The 19,309-nt window shown below is 63.3% G+C and carries 18 protein-coding genes; 9 read left to right on the top strand and 9 right to left on the bottom strand.

Features of this window, described 5'->3' with window-relative positions; translation table 11 throughout:
* Nucleotides 1–107: 107 nt before the first annotated feature.
* The 3 genes from ABNP46_RS00540 to norV are packed head-to-tail and all read right to left on the bottom strand — an operon-like array spanning nt 108 to nt 3,143.
* Nucleotides 108–449 (bottom strand): DUF1971 domain-containing protein, encoded by a 342-nt coding sequence (locus ABNP46_RS00540; protein WP_349920534.1) that lies wholly within the window; start codon nt 447–449, stop codon nt 108–110.
* Nucleotides 450–501: 52 nt separating this feature from the next.
* The gene (gene norW, locus ABNP46_RS00535) at nt 502–1,653 is read right to left on the bottom strand and encodes an NADH:flavorubredoxin reductase NorW (protein WP_349920533.1); all 1,152 of its coding nucleotides are present in this window, start codon (nt 1,651–1,653) and stop codon (nt 502–504) included.
* Nucleotides 1,650–3,143 (bottom strand): anaerobic nitric oxide reductase flavorubredoxin, encoded by a 1,494-nt coding sequence (gene norV, locus ABNP46_RS00530; RefSeq protein WP_349920532.1) that lies wholly within the window; start codon nt 3,141–3,143, stop codon nt 1,650–1,652. The genes norW and norV overlap by 4 nt, the downstream gene beginning before the upstream one ends.
* A gap of 169 nt (nt 3,144–3,312) precedes the next feature.
* On the opposite strand from norV, the gene norR reads away from it, so the two are divergent.
* Complete coding sequence (gene norR / locus ABNP46_RS00525) at nt 3,313–4,839, top strand: nitric oxide reductase transcriptional regulator NorR (protein ID WP_349920531.1); 1,527 nt, start codon at nt 3,313–3,315, stop codon at nt 4,837–4,839.
* Between the two features lie 78 nt (nt 4,840–4,917).
* Here the strand turns inward: norR and ABNP46_RS00520 are convergent, their stop codons facing one another.
* A complete protein-coding gene (locus ABNP46_RS00520; protein WP_349920530.1) occupies nt 4,918–5,922 on the bottom strand; it encodes a substrate-binding domain-containing protein in 1,005 nt (334 codons plus the stop codon).
* 435 nt (nt 5,923–6,357) lie between these two features.
* Between ABNP46_RS00520 and ABNP46_RS00515 the strand changes: the two genes are divergently transcribed.
* From ABNP46_RS00515 to ABNP46_RS00490, 6 genes are all read left to right on the top strand, one after another.
* Complete coding sequence (locus ABNP46_RS00515) at nt 6,358–7,479, top strand: branched-chain amino acid ABC transporter substrate-binding protein (RefSeq protein ID WP_349920529.1); 1,122 nt, start codon at nt 6,358–6,360, stop codon at nt 7,477–7,479.
* A 66-nt stretch (nt 7,480–7,545) separates the two neighbouring features.
* Complete coding sequence (gene livH, locus ABNP46_RS00510; RefSeq protein WP_349920528.1) at nt 7,546–8,472, top strand: high-affinity branched-chain amino acid ABC transporter permease LivH; 927 nt, start codon at nt 7,546–7,548, stop codon at nt 8,470–8,472.
* A 97-nt stretch (nt 8,473–8,569) separates the two neighbouring features.
* Nucleotides 8,570–9,838 carry a high-affinity branched-chain amino acid ABC transporter permease LivM gene (locus tag ABNP46_RS00505; RefSeq protein WP_349922331.1) on the top strand — a complete coding sequence of 423 codons (1,269 nt, stop codon included), beginning with the start codon at nt 8,570–8,572 and terminating at the stop codon, nt 9,836–9,838.
* Between the two features lie 100 nt (nt 9,839–9,938).
* Nucleotides 9,939–10,712, top strand: a complete 774-nt coding sequence (gene livG, locus ABNP46_RS00500; RefSeq protein ID WP_349920527.1) for a high-affinity branched-chain amino acid ABC transporter ATP-binding protein LivG — start codon at nt 9,939–9,941, stop codon at nt 10,710–10,712.
* A gap of 11 nt (nt 10,713–10,723) precedes the next feature.
* A complete protein-coding gene (locus tag ABNP46_RS00495; RefSeq protein WP_349920526.1) occupies nt 10,724–11,425 on the top strand; it encodes an ABC transporter ATP-binding protein in 702 nt (233 codons plus the stop codon).
* 36 nt (nt 11,426–11,461) lie between these two features.
* Entirely contained in the window at nt 11,462–12,313 is an 852-nt protein-coding gene (locus tag ABNP46_RS00490; protein ID WP_349920525.1) for an AraC family transcriptional regulator, read from the top strand.
* On the opposite strand, the gene ABNP46_RS00485 is transcribed toward ABNP46_RS00490, so the two are convergent.
* The 5 genes from ABNP46_RS00485 to ABNP46_RS00465 form a co-directional block, all read right to left on the bottom strand.
* Entirely contained in the window at nt 12,279–12,875 is a 597-nt protein-coding gene (locus tag ABNP46_RS00485) for a LysE family translocator (RefSeq protein WP_349920524.1), read from the bottom strand. The two genes, ABNP46_RS00490 and ABNP46_RS00485, sit on opposite strands and share 35 nt — an antisense overlap.
* Nucleotides 12,876–13,012: 137 nt before the next feature.
* The gene (locus ABNP46_RS00480; RefSeq protein WP_349920523.1) at nt 13,013–14,755 is read right to left on the bottom strand and encodes an ABC transporter ATP-binding protein; all 1,743 of its coding nucleotides are present in this window, start codon (nt 14,753–14,755) and stop codon (nt 13,013–13,015) included.
* Between the two features lie 2 nt (nt 14,756–14,757).
* Entirely contained in the window at nt 14,758–16,563 is a 1,806-nt protein-coding gene (locus tag ABNP46_RS00475; protein ID WP_349920522.1) for an ABC transporter ATP-binding protein, read from the bottom strand.
* A complete protein-coding gene (locus ABNP46_RS00470) occupies nt 16,550–17,404 on the bottom strand; it encodes an AraC family transcriptional regulator (RefSeq protein ID WP_349920521.1) in 855 nt (284 codons plus the stop codon). Before ABNP46_RS00470 ends, ABNP46_RS00475 begins: the two co-directional genes overlap by 14 nt.
* Nucleotides 17,405–17,426: 22 nt before the next feature.
* Entirely contained in the window at nt 17,427–17,816 is a 390-nt protein-coding gene (locus ABNP46_RS00465; protein ID WP_349920520.1) for a hypothetical protein, read from the bottom strand.
* A 267-nt stretch (nt 17,817–18,083) separates the two neighbouring features.
* On the opposite strand from ABNP46_RS00465, the gene glpE reads away from it, so the two are divergent.
* Nucleotides 18,084–18,407 (top strand): thiosulfate sulfurtransferase GlpE, encoded by a 324-nt coding sequence (glpE, locus tag ABNP46_RS00460; RefSeq protein ID WP_005330007.1) that lies wholly within the window; start codon nt 18,084–18,086, stop codon nt 18,405–18,407.
* 29 nt (nt 18,408–18,436) lie between these two features.
* Nucleotides 18,437–19,270, top strand: a complete 834-nt coding sequence (gene glpG, locus ABNP46_RS00455) for a rhomboid family intramembrane serine protease GlpG (RefSeq protein WP_349922329.1) — start codon at nt 18,437–18,439, stop codon at nt 19,268–19,270.
* Nucleotides 19,271–19,309: the final 39 nt, after the last annotated feature.

Raw genomic sequence — 19,309 nt, 5'->3', positions numbered from 1 at the left:
CTGAATTGACAATTTTGATCTGCATGGGCAGGGGGAGCGATTTCTCCCCCCTGCCCCACGCTCACGCTTTGCGACGGCCGAACGCGGTTATTGGCGGCTGTTGAACCCTATGCTTTTCGGCTATTGAACAGCGGCTGATCCGATTCGGCCTGCTCGGCCCAGAAGTGAATGTTGAAGCGGGCATCCTCCGACAGCTCGACCCTGTGCCAATACTGGGGCGGACTGGTGGCGAACTCCCCGGCCCGGATCACCAGGCTTATCTCCGGCTCCTCGGCTTGCTCGTCGGCGAAGCCGTGGTAGGTGACGCTGCCCTCCATCACGCAGAGCTGACCGAACACCCCGGCGGCGGTGTTGTGATGGGTCAGCAGGGCGGCGGGCACGTTGTCACGGGTGAAGAAGGGGGTGGAGCGACGCACCACCCAGTGGGACGGGATCAGTTTCATGGACATGGCCATTCTCCTCAATCTGGCCGGGTCATCCCGGCCTTGGCATATTGAACAATCAACGGGGCAGCTGGCGCAGCAGGGGGAAGGCAGCGCTCATCTGATCGCCTCCCACCACAAAACCGCACAGCTCTCCATCGGCACCGCGGGCCTCGGCCACCATACCCAGGTGGTTCCAGCGGCACTGCCAGGCGAGATCGTCGCCCCGGGTGCGGCCCGCCAGTTGCAGCGGGTAGTGCGGTGTCTTCACCTTCACCAGCATGGGGGGCAGGGTCAGTGCCGTCGGGGTGCCGAGCAGGGTCTTGGCCAGGGCGTTGGCCCCCAGCACGATGGGCTGCAGGAAGGGTAGCAGTTCCCCCCGCCATTCAATGCCATCCCCCAGGGCATAGATATGGGGATCGCTGGTTCCCAGGCTGTCATCGACCCGAATGCCCCGTCCCACCTCGAGTCCGGCGTTCTCGGCCAGGGCGAGATTGGGGCGCAGGCCGATGGCGGCGATCACCAGATCCTGCGAGCTGGTCTGGCCGTCATCCAGAGTGACTCGCCAGCCCTCACCGGGCAGCGGATCGATCCCGCTGATGCCCTGCCCCAATTTCAGGCTCACTCCCAGCGCGCGCAGCGCCTGTTGCAGCGGCTGACTCAGGGTCGCTGGCAGCAGGCTGGCGAGCGGGCTGGGAGCCATATCCATCAGGGTGACCGCTTTCCCTGCGCTCGCCATGTCCATCGCCAGCTCGCAGCCGATGAGGCCGGCGCCCAGTACCAGGATGCGGTTGGCCCCGCGGATCCGCTCCTCGGCGGCGGCATACTCCTGCTGGCTGTTGAGGGTGATCAGGTAGTCGCTGCCCGGGATGTCGGGACGCACCGCACTGGCCCCCGTGGCCAGCACCAGCTTGCCGTAGGGATGCTCCCCCTCGGCGGTCTGCACCAGACGGCGAACGGGGTCGATGGCGAGCACGGGGCTGTGAGGCAGCAGCGTGATGCGCTGCTGCTCGGCGAACTCTGCCCCGGAGAGCCGGGTCATGGCGGCGGCGCTGCAATCCCGGCTCACCACGTGGCTGAGATCGGGCTTGTTGTACTCGTCACCACCGTCGGCGGTGATGAGGCGGATGGGCTTCTCACCGTCGAGCTTGCGCAGGCTCTTGACCAGCTGCTGGGCGGCGAAACCGCTGCCGATCACCACTATCTCGTCACTCTTGGGAAGCAGGCTCATACGCAGGCCTCCACCGCGCAGGGTTCGAACACCTCCTTGCCGATGCCGCAGCCCGGGCAGAGGAAGCTGTCCGGCACCTGGGCCCAGGGGGTACCCGGCGCCACCAGCTGATCCGGCTCACCCAACGCCGGGTCATAGACCCACTGGCAGACGGTGCAGAGCATGGCCTGATCGTCATCCCACTCTGCAGCCACCGGTGCGGCTTGCGGCGCCGGGGTCACCGTAGCCGCCATCGCGGGAGCCGGTGCCTTTTCGGCCTGGGTTGTGGTGATCGGACGGGGCGCCTCCAGCGAATGCAGCGCCCACTGGCGAGCGATATGGCGGCCGTGCTCGCGGCATTCGGCCAGGGCAGAACCGTCAGGGCGCCACTTGGCCTTGAGGGAGAGACTGATGTCGAAGCCTGCGTCCATCAGCCGGGTCTGGATGCGATCCACGGCACCACCGGTCCAGCCGTAGCTGCCGAAGGCGGCGGCACGCTTGTTTCTAAAACGCAGGCCGGTGATCTCTTCGAGCATGCCCGCCACCTTGGGCATCATGACGTTGTTCATGGTGGAGGAGCCCACCAGAATGCCCTTGGAGCGGAACACCTGGGTCAGGATCTCGTTCTTGTCGTGGCGCGCCACGTTGTAGATCTTCACCGCCACGCCGGGGTCCACCTCGTGGATCCCCTGGGCGATGGCGTCGGCCATCATGCGGGTGTTGTTGGACATGGAGTCGTAGAACAGGGTGATGCGATCCTCCTGGTAGTTGTCCGCCCACTCCAGGTATTTGAGGATGATCTGGGTGGGATCCTCGCGCCAGACGATGCCGTGGGAGGTGGCCACCATGCTCACCGGCAGGTTGAAGCCCAGCACCTCCTTGATCTTGGCAGTCACCAGCGGGCTGAACGGGGTGAGGATGTTGGCGTAATAGCGCTGGCACTGCTCCATCAGCTCGGTCTGATCCACCTCGTCGTTGAACAGGTGCTCGTCGCAGTAGTGCTGACCGAAAGCGTCGTTGGAGAAGAGCACGGCATCCTCGGTCATGTAGGTCATCATGCTGTCGGGCCAGTGCAGCATGGGAGTCTCGATGAACACCAGTTGCTTGCCGTTGCCGATATCCAGGCTGTCACCGGTCTTGACCGGCTGGAAGTTCCACTCCGGGTGGTGATGGTGACCGGTGATGGAGTCGATGGCGTTGTGGGTGCAGTAGATGGGGGTGCCGGGGATGCGGGCCATCAGCTCGGTCAAGGCACCGGCGTGGTCCTCTTCGGCGTGGTTGATCACCACATAGTCGATGGAGGCGAGATCGATCTCGGCGGCCAGGTTCTGCACGAACTCGCGGCTGAATTTGTGATCGACGGTATCGATCAGCACGTTCTTCCCTTCACGGATGAGGTAGCTGTTGTAGCTGGTGCCCTTGTGGGTCTTGTACTCGGTGCCGTGGAAGTCGCGCACTTCCCAATCCCGTTGACCGACCCAGTGGATGTTGTTCTTGACGTGAATGCTCATCTGGCTGTTCCTTGAATGCAAAGTGTATGTTCGACTGAACTGGCTATTGCAGCGGACGTGCCAACTTGTAACTCATTGTTTTTAAACAACACACACATCAATCATTGTCATTAAGACACTTCGTCATTATAGTCAAAACAACAAACACACTGTCATTTGGACAATTACCGTGATCTCGACCGACAGCCTGGCGCGCATCGCCCTCGACCTGCAACTCGGCATCTCCCATCAGGACAGATTCCATCGTCTGATCCAGAGCGTGCGCAGCCTGCTTAACTCCGATGCCTCGGCCCTGCTGCGCTACGAGGGGGGGCAGTTCGTGCCGCTCGCCATCGACGGCCTGATGCAGGACGTGCTGGGGCGCCGTTTCGCCTTGCGGGATCATCCGCGCATGGAGGCCATCGCCCGCGCTGGCGACGTGGTGCGCTTCCCCGCCGACAGCTTGCTGCCCGACCCCTATGACGGCCTGATCCCGGATCACGACGACTTCAAGGTACATGCCTGCGTCGGCCTGCCCCTGTTCGCGGATCAGACGCTGATCGGCGCCCTGACCATAGACGGCATGAACCCGACCCAGTTCGACGACATCAGCGACGAGGAGCTGCGGCTGGTGGGCGCCCTGGCGGCGGCGGCCCTCAGCAACGCCCTCTTGCTGGAGCGGCTCGCCCGCCAGAGCAGCGAACCCATCGCACCGGGCCCGCAGGCCGGCCAGGGCCAGCCGGAGATGATTGGCCAGTCCCCCGCCATGGCGAGGTTGCGCCACGAGATAGAAGTGGTGGCGAGTTCGGAGCTGAACGTGCTGATCCTGGGGGAGACGGGGGTCGGCAAGGAGCTGATCGCCAAGGCGGTGCATCAGGGCTCCCAGCGGGCTGACAATCCCCTGGTCTACCTCAACTGCGCCGCCCTGCCCGAATCGGTGGCGGAGAGCGAACTGTTCGGGCATGTGAAGGGGGCCTTCACCGGCGCCATCCACAACCGGGCGGGCAAGTTCGAACTGGCGGACAGGGGCACCTTGTTTCTGGACGAGATCGGCGAACTCTCCCTGGCGCTGCAGGCCAAGCTGCTGCGGGTGCTGCAATACGGCGATCTGCAGCGCATCGGCGACGATACTCCCCTCAAGGTGAACGTGCGCATCCTGGCGGCCACCAACCGGGATCTGAAGCAGGCTGTGGTAGAGGGGGCCTTCCGGGCCGACCTCTACCACAGGCTGAGCGTGTTCCCGATCCATGCCCCGGCCCTGCGGGAGCGCACCGGCGACATCCCCTTGCTGGCGGGTTACTTCTGCGAGCGCTGCCGGGTCAGCCTGGGGCTGGAGCGGCTGCGCATCCAGCCCCAGGCCCTGCAACTGCTCGAGCACCACGACTGGCCGGGCAACGTGCGGGAGCTGGAACACGCCATCCATCGCGCCGCCGTGCTGGCGCGGGCCGAGCAGGGCAGCCAGACCCCCAGCCTCGCCAGCCACCACTTCACGCTGGGAAACGGTGCCCCGCCGTCCACCAGCCCCAGTGTGACGCCCATCCAGCCACCCTTGCCCGCAGGCCTGGGGCTGCGCGCCGCCACCGACGCCTTCCAGCTCGCCCTGATCGAGCGCACCCTGGCCGCCCACAATGACAATTGGGCCGCCACCGCCCGGGCCCTCGAACTCGACAGCGGCAATTTGCACCGCCTCGCCCGGCGGCTCGGCCTCAAGGCCTGACCCTCCTGCAGCAGACGATAAATCCCAAAAACAAAAACCCCCTCGCGAGGGAGGGGGTCTGGGGCAACCGGGGTGGGGTCAGCGCAGGGATTTGACCGAGCTGCGCACGATGAGCTCGGGCTGCACCGTCATGGACTCCACTTCCAGCTCCTTGTTGCGGATCCGGCTCACCAGCTGCTGCACCGCCAGCAGACCGAGTTCGGCCTTGGGGTGACGGATGGTGGTCAGCGGCGGGCTGGAGAAGCGCGCCATCTCGATGTCGTCATAGCCGATCATGGAGATGTCGTCCGGCACCTTGACCCCGGCTTCCCAGGCGGCGCAGATGGCACCGATCGCCATGGGATCGTCGAAGGCGAAGACGGCGGTGGGACGCGGCTGGAGTGCCAGGATGCGCTGCATGGCATCGTAGCCGCTCTGGCTCTCGTAATCCCCCTCGAAGATCTGCTCGTCCTTCAGGGTCAGTCCCTGCTCGGCCAGGGCGTCGCGCACCCCGTCCAGTCGCTGCTGGGTGGTGGGCTTGGCGAGATGGCCGGTGATGCAGACGATCTCCCGGTGGCCCAGCTCCAGCAGATGGCTCACCGCCAGACGCGCGCCGATGCGGGCGTTGTCGTTGATCACGTTGGCAAAATCACACTCGTTGCCCCAGTCCAGCACCACCTGCGGCACATTCTTGTGGATCCGCAGCATGTCCCGGAACTGGGTATCGATGTCGGTCCCCAGCACCAGCAGACCATCCACCCGCTTCTCCATCAGCATGCGCAGATAGTGCTGCTGACGGGGCGGCTGGTTCTCGGTGTTGCACAGGATCAGGCTGTAACCCTGCTCGAAGCAGTAGGCTTCCACTCCCTGTACCACTTCCGCGAAGAAGGGGTTGGCACTGGTAGTCACCAGCATGCCAATGGTCTTGGTCGAATTGATCTTGAGACTGCGCGCCACCGAGTTGGGCGCGTAGTTCAGCTCTGCCACCGCCTCAAGCACCTTCTGGGTCGCGTCTTCGCTGACCCGGCGGGTGTGATTGAGTACATGTGAGACGGTGGAGATGGATACGCCTGCGCGCGAGGCGACATCCTTGATAGTTGCCATCTCTGTCTCCTGAATAACAAAGGCGGAACAGTAGCAGATTTCCCGAATAAAGGCTTGGTTTTAACGGGCACTGCCAGTGAATTGTCAATCTCGGCTAATCTAGGCGGTCGTTTCTATTTGCGCAAACGAATTTTGGTCAAAATGAGAGCAGGCGCAGAACGAAATGTCGTCAGTTTTTTACTCTGAAAATTGTCACCATGACAATTTGTTGTCAGTATGTTAACTGGCGTTGGCGATATTAAATTCCACAAACGAAACTTAAACAGGGCTTTTGTTTCATAAAACCCCTGCCCTACCCGCTCCGGTTAGTATCTTTAACATCTTGTTATTGCCTGGCGAGGAATGATAGAACCTTACCTATTACCGGGCCCGCCGGATACAGGCTCGGAATGATGCCCATAAAACGAAACAATTCACTGATTAAGGGACGAATCAATGCATAACTTCAGTAAAATTGCAGTCAGAGCAGCGGTTTCTTTGGCTCTGTTTGGCTCGGTTTCCATCGCCAATGCCGCCGATACCATCAAGATCGGCATCGCCGGCCCCCTGACCGGCCCGGTCGCCCAGTACGGTGACATGCAGTTCACCGGCGGCAAGATGGCGGTCGAGCAGATCAACAAGGCGGGTGGCATCAAGGGCAAGCAGATCGAAGCCGTCATCTATGACGACGCCTGCGATCCCAAGCAGGCCGTGGCCATCGCCAACAAGGTGATCAACGACGGCGTCAAGTTCGTGGTCGGCCACCTCTGCTCCGACAACACCCTGCCCGCCTCCGACATCTATGAAGATGAAGGCGTGCTGATGATCACCCCGGCCTCCACCAACCCCAAGATCACCGAGCGTGGCTACCAGCTGACCATGCGCACCATCGGTCTGGACAGCGATCAGGGCCCGACCGCCGCCAAATACATCATCGAGCAGGTCAAACCCCAGCGCGTGGCCGTCATCCACGACAAGAAGCAGTACGGTGAAGGCATCGCCTCCAGCGTGAAAGCCGCACTGGACAAGGCCGGCGTCAAGGTCGTGGCCTTTGAGGGCATCACCGCCGGGGACAAGGACTTCTCCGCCCTGATCGCCAAGCTGCAGAAAGAGAACGTGGACTTCGTCTACTACGGTGGCTACCACCCGGAACTGGGTCTGATCCTGCGCCAGGCTGGCGAGAAGGGTCTGAAGGCCAAGTTCATGGGTCCGGAAGGGGTGGGTAACAAGGACATCTCCGCCATCGGCGGCCCGGCTTCCGAAGGCCTGCTGGTCACCCTGCCGAACAAGTACGACCTGGTGCCGGCCAACGCCCCCATCGTCGCCGCGTTCAAGGCCAAGGGTCAGGACTCCTCCGGCCCGTTCGTCTGGACCACCTATGCCGCGGTACAGACCCTGGCTGCCGGTATCGCCAAGGCGGGTGAGGATGATCCCGCTGCCGTGGCGGCTGCCATCAAGGCCGCGCCGATCGACACCGTCATGGGCCCCCTGAGCTGGGCACCGAACGGTGACCTGAAAGGCTTCGAGTTCGGCGTCTTCCAGTGGCACGCCGACGGCACCTCCACTCAACTCAAATAATCTGCCGGTCGGGGGTGACAAGCGTCACCCCCTCCTTTCTTTGCGGGCAAGTACAGGGAACGCAGTATGTCCGAACACCTTCTTTATCTGGTTCAGCAGCTGCTGAACGGATTGACCATAGGTAGCACCTATGCGTTGATCGCCATCGGCTACACCATGGTCTACGGCATCATCGGCATGATCAACTTCGCCCACGGCGAGGTCTACATGATCGGGTCCTATGTCGCCTTCATGGTGATGGCCGCCCTCATGATGATGGGCATCGACAGCACTGTCCTGCTGCTGGGAGGCGCCTTCCTGGTCAGCATCATCATCACCGGCAGTTATGGCTGGACCATAGAGCGGGTCGCCTATCGCCCGTTGCGAGGCGGCAACCGCCTCATCCCTCTCATCTCCGCCATCGGCATGTCGATCTTCTTGCAGAACATGATGCGGATGGCCCAGGGCTCGCGTGACATCGCCATGCCCAACCTGATTTCCGGGGGCTGGTCCCTCGGCGCCGAGGATGGCTTCCAGGCCAGCCTCTCCTACATGCAGCTCATCATCTTCGTGGTGACCTTCGTCACCATGCTGGCGCTGACCCAGTTCATCGGCCGCTCCCGCATGGGCCGCGCCTGCCGCGCCTGCTCGGAAGACATCAAGATGGCCAACCTGCTGGGGATAGACACCCACGTGGTCATCTCCATCACCTTCGTGCTGGGGGCCACCCTGGCCGCCGTGGCCGGGGTGCTGCTCGGCATGTATTACGGCGTGATCAACCCCTACCTCGGCTTCATGGCCGGGCTGAAGGCCTTCACCGCCGCGGTATTGGGCGGCATCGGCAGCATTCCTGGCGCCGTCATCGGCGGCCTGCTGCTCGGGGTGGTGGAAGCCCTCACCGCTGGCTACCTCAGCACCGAATACAAGGATGTGATGGCGTTCGCCCTGCTCATCTTTGTGCTGCTCTTCATGCCGACAGGCATCCTGGGCCGCCCGGAGGTCGAAAAGGTATGATGCAACATCAATTTATTCATGCACCTATCACCTGTCTGATGCCGCTGTTCATGTCCATATGCAGCATCCTGGGTCGCCCGGAGGTCGAAAAGGTATGATGAAACGTCAATTTATCCATGCCTGCATCTCCAGCCTGATGCTGCTGGTGCTCTCCTTCTGGCTGCTCGGCTTCAAGCTCGAGACGGAAGGCTCCCGCCTGCTGGTGGTGAGTCGCCTCGATGTCTCCCTGGCCTGGCTGCTGGGGGGCACCACCATCGTCTTCTGGTTCCAGATGCTGCGCGGCCAGATTTCCAAGCTGTTCCAGGCCTCCATCAGCGGCTTCTCTGTCGGCTTCACCAAGCTGGTGCTGCCCAGCCCCGAGGAGGCCCCCAAGCTCTACAACCTCACCGCCGTGCTGGTGCTGTTGTTCGCGGTGAGCTGGCCCTTCATGGCCTCCCGCGGGGCCATCGATCTCGCCACCCTGGCGCTCATCTACATCATGCTGGGTCTGGGCCTCAACGTGGTGGTGGGCCTCGCCGGCCTGCTGGATCTCGGCTACGTCGGCTTCTACGCGGTCGGTGCCTACAGCTATGCCCTGCTCAACACCTACTTCGGTCTGAGCTTCTGGGAGTGTCTGCCCATCGCCGGTCTGATGGCGGCCACCTTCGGCTTCCTGCTCGGCTTCCCGGTGCTCAGGCTGCGAGGGGACTATCTGGCCATCGTCACCCTGGGCTTTGGTGAGATCATCCGCATCCTGCTCAACAACATGACCAGCCTGACCGGCGGCCCCAACGGCATCTCCGGCATTCCCAAACCGACCCTGGGGGGCCTGGAGTTCAACCGCACCGTCAAGGACGGGGGCTTCGAGACCTTCCACGAGTTCTTCGGCATCGCCTACAACGCCAACCACAAGGTGATCTTCCTCTACCTGATGGCACTGGTGCTGGTGATCGCCACCCTGTTCGTCATCAACCGCCTGCTGCGCATGCCGCTCGGCCGCGCTTGGGAGGCGCTGCGGGAAGACGAGATCGCCTGCAAGTCCCTGGGCCTCAACCCCACCATCATCAAGCTGACCGCCTTCACCATCGGCGCCTGCTTCGCGGGGTTCGCCGGCAGCTTCTTCGCCTCGCGCCAGGGCTTCATCAGCCCGGAATCCTTCGTGTTCATCGAGTCGGCCATCGTGCTCGCCATCGTCGTGCTCGGCGGCATGGGCTCCCAGATCGGCGTGGTGCTGGCCGCCATCGTCATGACGGTGCTGCCGGAGCTGGCCCGTGAATTCAACGAATACCGCATGCTGATGTTCGGCCTGCTGATGGTGTTCATGATGATCTGGCGACCCCAGGGTCTGTTGCCCATGAGCCGTCCCCATCTGGAGATCCGCAAATGAGCAGCCATCAAAGATTGCCGACAGTCCCCGCACTGTCGATGCGCTCCCTTGCAGGAGTGCTGCCCATGAGCCGTGCCCCCCGTATGCTGGAGATCCGCAAATGAACAATCATCAGAAGTTGTTGGAAGTCTCTGATCTGTCCATGCGTTTCGGGGGATTGCTGGCGGTCAACGGCGTCAAGCTGGACGTGGACAAGGGGGAAGTGATCTCCATCATCGGTCCCAACGGCGCGGGCAAGACCACCATCTTCAACTGCCTGACCGGCTTCTACCGTCCGAGCGGCGGCGTCATCCGCTACCGGGGAGAGGAGATCCAGGGGCTGCCCGGCCACCTCATCGCCCGCAAGGGCATAGTGCGGACATTCCAGCACGTTCGTCTGTTCAAAGAGATGACAGCAGTGGAAAATCTGCTGGTAGCCCAGCATCGCCACCTCAATACCAGCTTCATCGCCGGTCTGTTCAAGACCCCGTCCTTCCGCCGCGCCGAGAAAGAGGGGCTGGAGCAGTCCGCCTTCTGGCTGGAGAAGGTGGGCCTCAAGGAGCTCGCCAACCGCGCCGCCGGCAACCTGGCCTATGGTCAGCAGCGTCGCCTCGAGATCGCCCGCTGCATGGCTACCCGTCCCGACCTGCTGATGCTGGACGAACCGGCTGCCGGCCTCAACCCCAAGGAGACCGATGAGCTCAACGAGCTTATCTCCAACCTGCGGGACGAGTTCGGGGTCTCGGTGCTGCTCATCGAGCACGACATGAAGCTGGTGATGGAGATCTCCAACCGCATTTTCGTGGTCAACCAGGGCACACCGCTGGCTCACGGCAAGCCGGATGAGATCCGCAGCAACCCGGACGTGATCAAGGCCTATCTGGGCGAGTCATAGGAAGAAGCAAGATGTTAGAACTTCGCAACGTATCGACCCATTACGGCAAGATCCAGGCGCTGCACGATGTCAGCGTCGAAGTCAAAGAGGGCGAGATAGTCACCCTGATCGGCGCCAACGGCGCCGGCAAGACCACCCTGTTGATGACGCTCTGTGGGGAACCCAAACCCAGCAGTGGCAGCATCTGGTTCGAGGGGGAGCAGATAGACTCCCTCACCACCGCCAGCATCATGCGCAAGGATATCGCCGTGGTGCCGGAGGGGCGCCGCATCTTCTCCCGCCTGACGGTGGAGGAGAACCTGATGATGGGAGCCTTCTTCGTCGACAAGCAGGAGCAGAACGGGCTGCTGGATCAGGTGTTTACCATGTTCCCCCGGCTGCATGAGCGACTGGAGCAGCGGGCCGGCACCATGTCGGGGGGCGAGCAGCAGATGCTGGCCATCGGCCGCGCCCTGATGAGCAAGCCGCGCCTGCTGCTGCTGGATGAACCCTCCCTGGGGCTGGCCCCCATCATCATCCAGCAGATCTTCGACATCATTCTGAAGCTGCGGGATCAGGGCATGACCATCTTCCTGGTGGAACAGAATGCGAACCAGGCCCTGCGGCTCGCGGATCGCGGCTATGTGCTGGAAAACGGCCGGGTGGTGCTGCAAGACACCGGTGCGGCCCTGCTGGCCAACCCGGCGGTGCGCCAGGCCTACCTCGGTGGCTGACCGCCCAGATAGGTTCACCCGGGTCGCCCAGCCAGGATGAGCCGCTCCCCTTCAGGGCCGGATCGCCACCACTTCTGGTGCGATCCGGCCCTGCCATTCATCGAGACCCGGGCGGTGCAAGATGGCCGTCAGGTCTGCTACGACAAGCACAGCCATCCCCACTTCTCCATCGGCGCCATCACCGGTGGCCACAGCCACTACCTCAACCAGCGCAGCCGACAGGAGGTCGGTACCGGCAGCCTGGTGCTGATGAACCCGGAGGAGGTGCATGCCTGCAATCCCATCGCGGATCATCCCTGGTCCTATCTGATGTTCTATCTCGACACCCGCTGGCTGCACGATCTGCAGCAGGAGGCGGGGCTCGGCGGTGACTTTCGTCCATTCGACATGACCGCCAGCCGTGACCCCGTGCTGTATCTGGGGTTGCAACAGCTGCATCACCAGCTGGTGGAGGGTCGGGACCCGCTGGCCAAGGAAGTGGCCTGCCAGATGTTCGGCCACCAGCTGCTGACCAGGCTCACCCCTGCCCGCTGGGATGACAGGCCGCCACTGCACCTGCAGCGCGCCGCCGAACTGATGCAGGATGAGAGCACCAATCCGCTCAGCCTGCAGCAGCTGAGTGCCGTCGCCGGGCTCAGCCCCTCCCACTTCGTACGCGCCTTCAATCACCATTTCGGCATGACCCCCCACGCCTATCTGCTCGACAGGCGCGTACGCCACGCCCGCCAGCTGCTCAGACTGGGGCACCCCCTGGCCGAGGTGGCGCTGGCGAGCGGCTTTGCCGATCAGGCCCACTTCCAGCGCCAGTTCAAACGGCGGGTCGCCGCCACCCCGGGGCAATACAGGTTGCAGTTCAGCCCTCTGCAAACAACAGATAGCCGGCACTGAGCAGCAGCAACAGGGCCATGACGCGGTTGAACCAGCGCAATCGCCGGGGGCTGAGCAACGCCTGTTGCAGGCAGCTGCCGACATAGGCCCAGCAGGCGATGGAGCCGAGACAGATCACCAGATACAGCGCCGTGAACACCACCATCTGACCCCACCCACCCGCGCCGCCGTAGGCCCCCATGCCCATGCTGGCGGCCAGCCAGGCCTTGGGGTTGAGCCACTGCATCAGGGCGCCATACCAGAAGGCGGGCCGTTGCCCTGACTCCCCCTCCAGTTCTCCCCCGCTCCTGACCAGCTGCCAGGCCATATACCCCAGGAAGAGAATGCCACCCCAGTGCAAGGCACCGACCACCAGGGGCCAACGGGACAGAAGGGCCCCCAGACCCAGCCCCATCAACAGGAGCAGCAGGATGAAGCCCAGGGTGGCTCCGACCACGTGGCGCAGGCTTGCACGAAAACCGTGCTGGGCCCCGCTGCCGAGAGCGACCAGGTTGACCGGGCCGGGGGAGATGGACATGGCGAGAGCAAACCCGCACATCGACAGTAACAGACTCATTTCCATGAAGAGGACTCCTTGCTGATTGAATGTCGTCAGCCTACGGAGCCGGGGATGAGGGGTATTGAAGGAAATTGCGCTCGAGCGGTCATTCACAAAAAGCCCCGCCAGAGGGCGGGGCTTGCGCGGGATCTGCGCCAGGCTCAGGCGATCTGCCATCCCTTGGCGCTGTGGCGCTGGTTCAGGAAGTCGGCGTAGCGACCCCGTAGCGAACAGAGCTGTTCGTGGGTGCCGGACTCAGCCACCCTGCCGGCTTCCAGCACCACAATCTGGTCGGCCATCGCCACGGTCGACAACTGGTGTGCGATGACGATCAGCGTGTGTCTGCCACGCAATCGTGCCAACGTCTCGGCGATGGCGGCCTGATTCTCCGCATCCAGCGCGGCGGTTGCTTCGTCCACCAGCAGTATGGGGGCTCCCTTGATCAGAGCGCGGGCGATGGAGATGCGCTGCCGCTCGCCACCGGAGAGGCGGGCACCGCCCTCCCCGACCTGCGAATCCAGCCCCTGCGGCAGGCGCGAGACGATCTCGGCCACTCCTGCCTGTCGGGCCGCCTCCATGACTTCGGCGTCCGTTGCATCCGGTTTGCCGATGCGGATGTTGTCCGCAATGCTGCCCTGGAACAGATAGGTACTCTGGAAGATCTGGCTGATCTGGCCAGCCAGGCTGGCGCTGTCGATGGCGCGCACATCGGTGCCACCGATGCGCACACTCCCCTCATCCACGTCGAAAAAGCGCGCGATCAGCTGCATCAGGGTGCTCTTGCCCGAACCCGATGCTCCGACCAGCGCCACCATCTGCCCAGGCGCGATGCACAAGTCCACCCCACGCAGCACCTCGGGCGCCCCGGCGCCATAGGAGAAGCGCACATCCCGCAGCTCCACGGAGCCATCGGACGGCGCCTCGCCGTTGACCGGCTCCGGCAGGGGTTGCTCGTCCATCACCTCGGCGACTGCCTCGAGCTGACCCCGCGCACTGCGCAGCACTTCCCCATAACCGGCGATGTCCAGCAGCGGATCGATGAACCGGTTGACCAACAACAGGGAGACCATGGTGGTGATCGCCACCTCGCCCTGCCACTGCGTTCCCAGTTGGCTGTTCAGCCACATGACGGCCGTGATGAACAGGGCCGCAAACACGGCCTGCACCGCCCAGCTGTTGAGCACCACAGAGGCGGTAGAGGCATAGATCAGCCGCGAGCCGGCCGCGTACTGTTTGTCGATGGCACGCTCCAGAAAGCCCATGCTGTCCCCCTTGCCACTGAAGGCCCGCAGCATCGACTGGGCCTGGGCGAACTCGACAATGCGCTGGCTGGTATGCGCTGCATGGTTGTGGAATGCGGCGTCGGCACGGCTGCCGAGGCGAGCGCTGATGACGAAGACTCCGGCCAGTATGGGCAGGGCCACCAACATGATGAGGCCGAGGGGCCAGTGCAGAACCAGCAGGGCCAGCACCAGTACCAGCGGCGTGACCAGACCGCTCAGAATAGGGGTAAACAGGTGGCCGGGCAGTTCGGACAGCTCAAACATGCCGTGGGTCATCACATGGTTGAGCCGTGCCGTGTTCTGCGGGGTAAACCAGCCCACCGGCAGACGGGCGATGTGATCGCCAATCCGGTGGCGGCAACCCTGCAACACCGCCACCCGAACCGCCACGCTGGCCTGCTCGACCCGACGACGCCAGGCCCAGCAGAGCAGCAGCCCTGCCGCCAGCGCAGTCAACCAGAACCCGGCCCCCCGCACATCATGCGCCAGCAGGCGTTCGAGCACGGGCACCAGAAGCGTGAGAGTCAGGCCGTTCAGGATGCCGAGGGTGATGGCCATCCAGCCATAACGACGGAAAACATGGGCATCTTCACCCAACAGTCGAAGGAAAGTCATGAGCATGGTTATACCGCCATCCGTTGTTGATCTTGCTGTTCATGTCCACCCAGCGCCCACAGGCGAGCGTAGCGGCCACCCTGCGCCAGCAGCGCGTCGTGACGACCCTGCTCGACGATGGCTCCGTCTTCTACCACCAGGATGCGATCGGCATGCATCACGGTATCGAGCCGGTGGGCGATCACCATCAGAGTCCGCCCCTTGGCGAAGCGGGAAAGGGCCTGATGGATGGCCACCTCGTTCTCGGCGTCGGCTGCGGCGGTCGCCTCGTCCAGCACCAGAACGGGCGGATCCAGCAGCACGGCGCGGGCTATGCTGACCCGTTGGGCCTCACCGCCGGAGAGCTGAGCATCCTCGCCGATGACGGAGTCATAGCCCCGTGGCAGGCTCAGGATGCGCTCGTGGATATTGGCGGCCCTGGCGGCCTCTTCAATCTGCTGATAGGTCGCGTCGGGAAGACCGAGCGCGATGTTGTCACGCACGCTGGCGTGGATCAGACGCACCTCCTGCAGCACGAAGCCTATGTGTCGATACAACTCACGGGTATCCAGGTTGCGTAAATCCACCCCACCCAACGTGATGCGCCCCTCGCTCGGATCGAAGAAGCGCAGCAGCAGGCGGGCCAGCGTGGACTTGCCCGCACCGGATGCCCCCACCACGGCCGTCACAGTACCGGCGGCCAGGGTGAAGCTCACCTTGTCGAGCGCCTTGTGGCCACCGTCATAGGCATAACTCACCTCTTCGGCGCAAACCTCTACCCCCCTCGGGTGCTCAACCTCGTCATAAGCGGGTTGCTCCAGCTGCGGCGTCTGCAACAGAGTCTGGACCCGCCCCGCGGCAGCCTTGGCGGGCTCCAGCCCGTGGGCCACAAACACCAGCAGCATCAGGGGTGCCGAGATGCAGGGGGCGACCAGCACGAACGGCAACACTTCCACCGGCGCCATCCAGCCGAGACCGACAAAGAGGGTACCGGCAGCCAGCACGACCCCCAGCACGGCGACGGGGGACATCAGGGCATTTGCGATGGCCATGATGCCCAGCATCGGCTTCAACAGGCCGAGGAAGGCTTCCAGAAAGCTCTCCACCGCCGTCCGGTAGTTGCCGTGCGCCTTGCCGCTGGTGCCGAAGGTCTTGATCACCGGGATCCCGTTGACGAACTCCACCACGGCATCGTTCACCCTGGCCTGGCCTTCACCAAAGGCACGGGTCTGCGCCTCGCTGAACTTCATGGCCGAACCGATCAACAGAAAGCCGGCGACGTAGGGCAGAATGGCGACCAGAGCCAACCCCCAATGCATCGCAAAGAGATAGACGAGTGACGCCAGGATGGCCCCCAGGGCTCGGCCCAGGGTGGTGTAGAAGTGGGCAGTCAGCTCGTGCAGGGTGCCGATGTCGTCCTGCATCGCCTGTTTCACTTCACCGGATGCGTGGGAGGTGAACCAGCCGAGAGGCACCCGGGCCAGACGGCGCGCCGCGGCAAGCCTCAGATGACGGGTGATCCTGTTGTCTGCCACATGGGCGCAGGTCTCCGCTACCAGCGACAGCAACAGACCGAGGAACAGGCCGACGAGGCTGAACATCACCATCAGCCACACCTCTCCCTTCAGCAGGGCCAGGCTCTGTACCACAGACTCCTCGCCGCCGAGCACGAACCGGGCGATTTGGGCTATGCCAGCAAGGGGGGTCAAGGTCAGCGCCGCGCCCAGGCCTGCCAGCAGGGCGGCCACGATGAGACGACCATTGATGGGCTTCAATATCTGACCCAGTGGATCCGGGGTGTTTGGCAGCGTCTCTGCCAGGTTACTGGTACTCATAGGAACTTCCTGAAGGCTTGTGCAAGGGGGCATGGATCTGGGCGGTACGCTCGGCGAGGAAGCGCTTTGGCGGAGCCCCGACCGCCTTGTGGAACATGGTGATGAAGGCACCAGAGCTGTCGTAACCAAGCTCGTCTGCAATGGCCTGGATCAGCCGACCCTGGGCCAGCATCGGCAAGGCGGTGATCACATGCATCTGACGGCGCCAGCGGCTCACGCTCAGACCGGTCTCGGCACTGAACAGGCGCGACATGTTGCGCTCGCTCATGCCGATCCTGGATGCCCATTGCTCGAGCGTCGCCCGGTCGGCGGGGGCGGCCAGCATACCGTCCGCCAGCTTGCGCAGCCGCAGATCGGCGGGCATCGGCAGGTGCAACCACTCCAGTGGGGCGGCGATGAGCTCGTCCAGCAACACCGACATCAGCCGTCCCGGTGCTCCCTCGATCCGATAGTGCTCGGGCAGCGCCGCGGTGCGCTCCAGCAGTGCTCGCATGAAGGGAGAGACCGAAATAGTGCAACAGCAGTCCGGCAGCCCGGGCACGGCATCCGGCTCGACGAATGCCACAAAGCCACACGGTTCACCGCTGCTGCTGGCCCGGTGGACCATGCCACCTGGGATCCATACCGCCCCCTGCGGCGGCACGACCCAGAATCCCGTATCCGTCTCCAGCGTGATCAAGCCGCTGTCGGCAAACAGTAGCTGTGCCTTGCGGTGCTGATGGAGCGGCAGCTCCCAGTTTTCCGTGACCCTGCCCAGGCCGATCACGACCACGGGGCGCTCAATCTTGTCGGGATAGTCGGACTCGATATCGGTCATGTCATTGTTATCGGTGATGTACATGGGAGACTCTCCGCTATCCGGTTCAGGCATTGGCCAGCAAGGCGCTGGCCTTGGCCCGCGCCTCTTCTTCGCTGGCAACGACAAACATGGGGTAACCCCAGAATTTGGCGAAGACGACCGCGAAAGCCCGCATCGCCACGCGCTTGGTCGCCTCCGGTACTATCTGCACGTGGCCAAGGGCAAACCGCCGGATCGCGTGCTTGTTGCTCTTCATCCAGAGCGCGACCGTCCGGCGATCCTCGGCCCTGGCCTTGTCGTTGCCATTGCCCGGCTCCCCGGTGGCGAGAAACACCAGGGGCTGGCCGCGGACAAGCAGGGTCGAGATGTCGGCAAGTGCCGCTTCCACGGATACCCCCCGGGCCGGTTCGTAATCCATCCAGACGATGGGGTACTCTGTTGCATCAATGTTCATGACTGGCTCCTGGGTGCAGGCAATAACGGCACCTAAATGATAATTATTATTATATCCACCTCTGTGGTGTGCTTCATTGGCGAATTCGGACATTAAAGTTCTCAATCCAGCCAACGCGACTCACCTGCACACCCAGAACCCCAGCCCGCATCTCTTGTGCCGTCACCCAGACCAAGCCACCCAAGTGCAGCTTCCTACCTTCCCTCTGCTTTATTGAGTTCGCTTGGGGTAAACTGACCCCCAATCATCTATTTGCAGGACATCTCAATGGACCAGTTTGCCCATATCAGCGCCCAGGATGCCCACCAGAAGCTGGAGGCCGGTGAGGCCCGCCTCGTGGATATTCGCGATCCCCAGTCATTCGAGACGGCCCACGCGGTCGGCGCCTTCCACCTCACCAATGGCACCCTGGTCCGCTTCATGAATGAAGTGGACTTCGATACCCCGGTGATCGTGATGTGCTATCACGGCAACAGCAGCCAGGGGGCCGCCCAGTACCTGCTGCAACAGGGCTATGACGCCGTCTACAGTCTGGACGGTGGCTTCGAGGCCTGGCGCAGGGAGTTCCCGATCCAGGCGGGCGACGCATGACAGGAGCCGGCAGTGCCTCCCCGGCCGGCATGATCCAGCTGCTGGTGCTGGACAATGCCCGCATGGCCCAGGCCCTGGTGGACTATCTGGCCACCCTGGGGATCTCCTGCGAGCTGACCCAGTCCGAGCTCGGAGTCTCGGTCTGGCTGGCGGACGAGCAGCGCCTCGCCCAGGCCCAGCTGGAAGTCAAACGCTTCCTGAGCGAGCCCAATCACCCCCGCTACATGGAGGCGTCCTGGCAGTCCGGTCGGGCGGATGCCCGCATCGACTACAGCAAGGGAATGACGGATCCGGTCACCGATTTTCTGCATCAGGCGGGGCCCCTGACCCTGGTGGTCATCATCGCCTGTCTGGCGGTCTATGCCCTCGATGCCATCGGCCTGCCCATCTTCGACGAGCTGGCGTTCCACCCCACCCTGGCCCAGTTCACCGACTGGCAGGCCTGGCGCTACATCACCCCCGCCTTCATCCACTTCTCGGTGCTGCACCTGGTGTTCAACCTGCTGTGGTGGTGGTATCTCGGGGGGCAGATAGAGCAGCGACTCGGCAGCGGCAAGCTGTTCATCCTGCTCATCGTCGGGGCGGCGCTGCCCAACGTGGCGGAGTTCTTCGCGAGCGGCCCGCTGTTTGGGGGTCTCTCCGGCGTGGTCTATGCCCTGCTCGGCTATTGCTGGCTGCGCGCCAGGCTGCAGCCGGACTGCGGCCTCTGCCTGCCACCGGCGCTGATGGGCTTCATGCTGTTCTGGCTGGTACTCGGCTTCATGGATTTGCTCGGCACGCCCACCGCCAACATCGCCCACCTGACCGGCCTGCTGGTGGGTCTGTTGCAGGGCTGGCTGGACAGGCATCACAGGCCCGCCTGATGCCCTGCCATCCTGTGTTCTGATGGCCGACAACGAAAA

It is taken from the genome of Aeromonas veronii (genome assembly GCF_040215105.1).
Classification (GTDB): domain Bacteria; phylum Pseudomonadota; class Gammaproteobacteria; order Enterobacterales; family Aeromonadaceae; genus Aeromonas; species Aeromonas veronii_G.
This window is presented reverse-complemented; position numbering and strand designations above follow the sequence as displayed.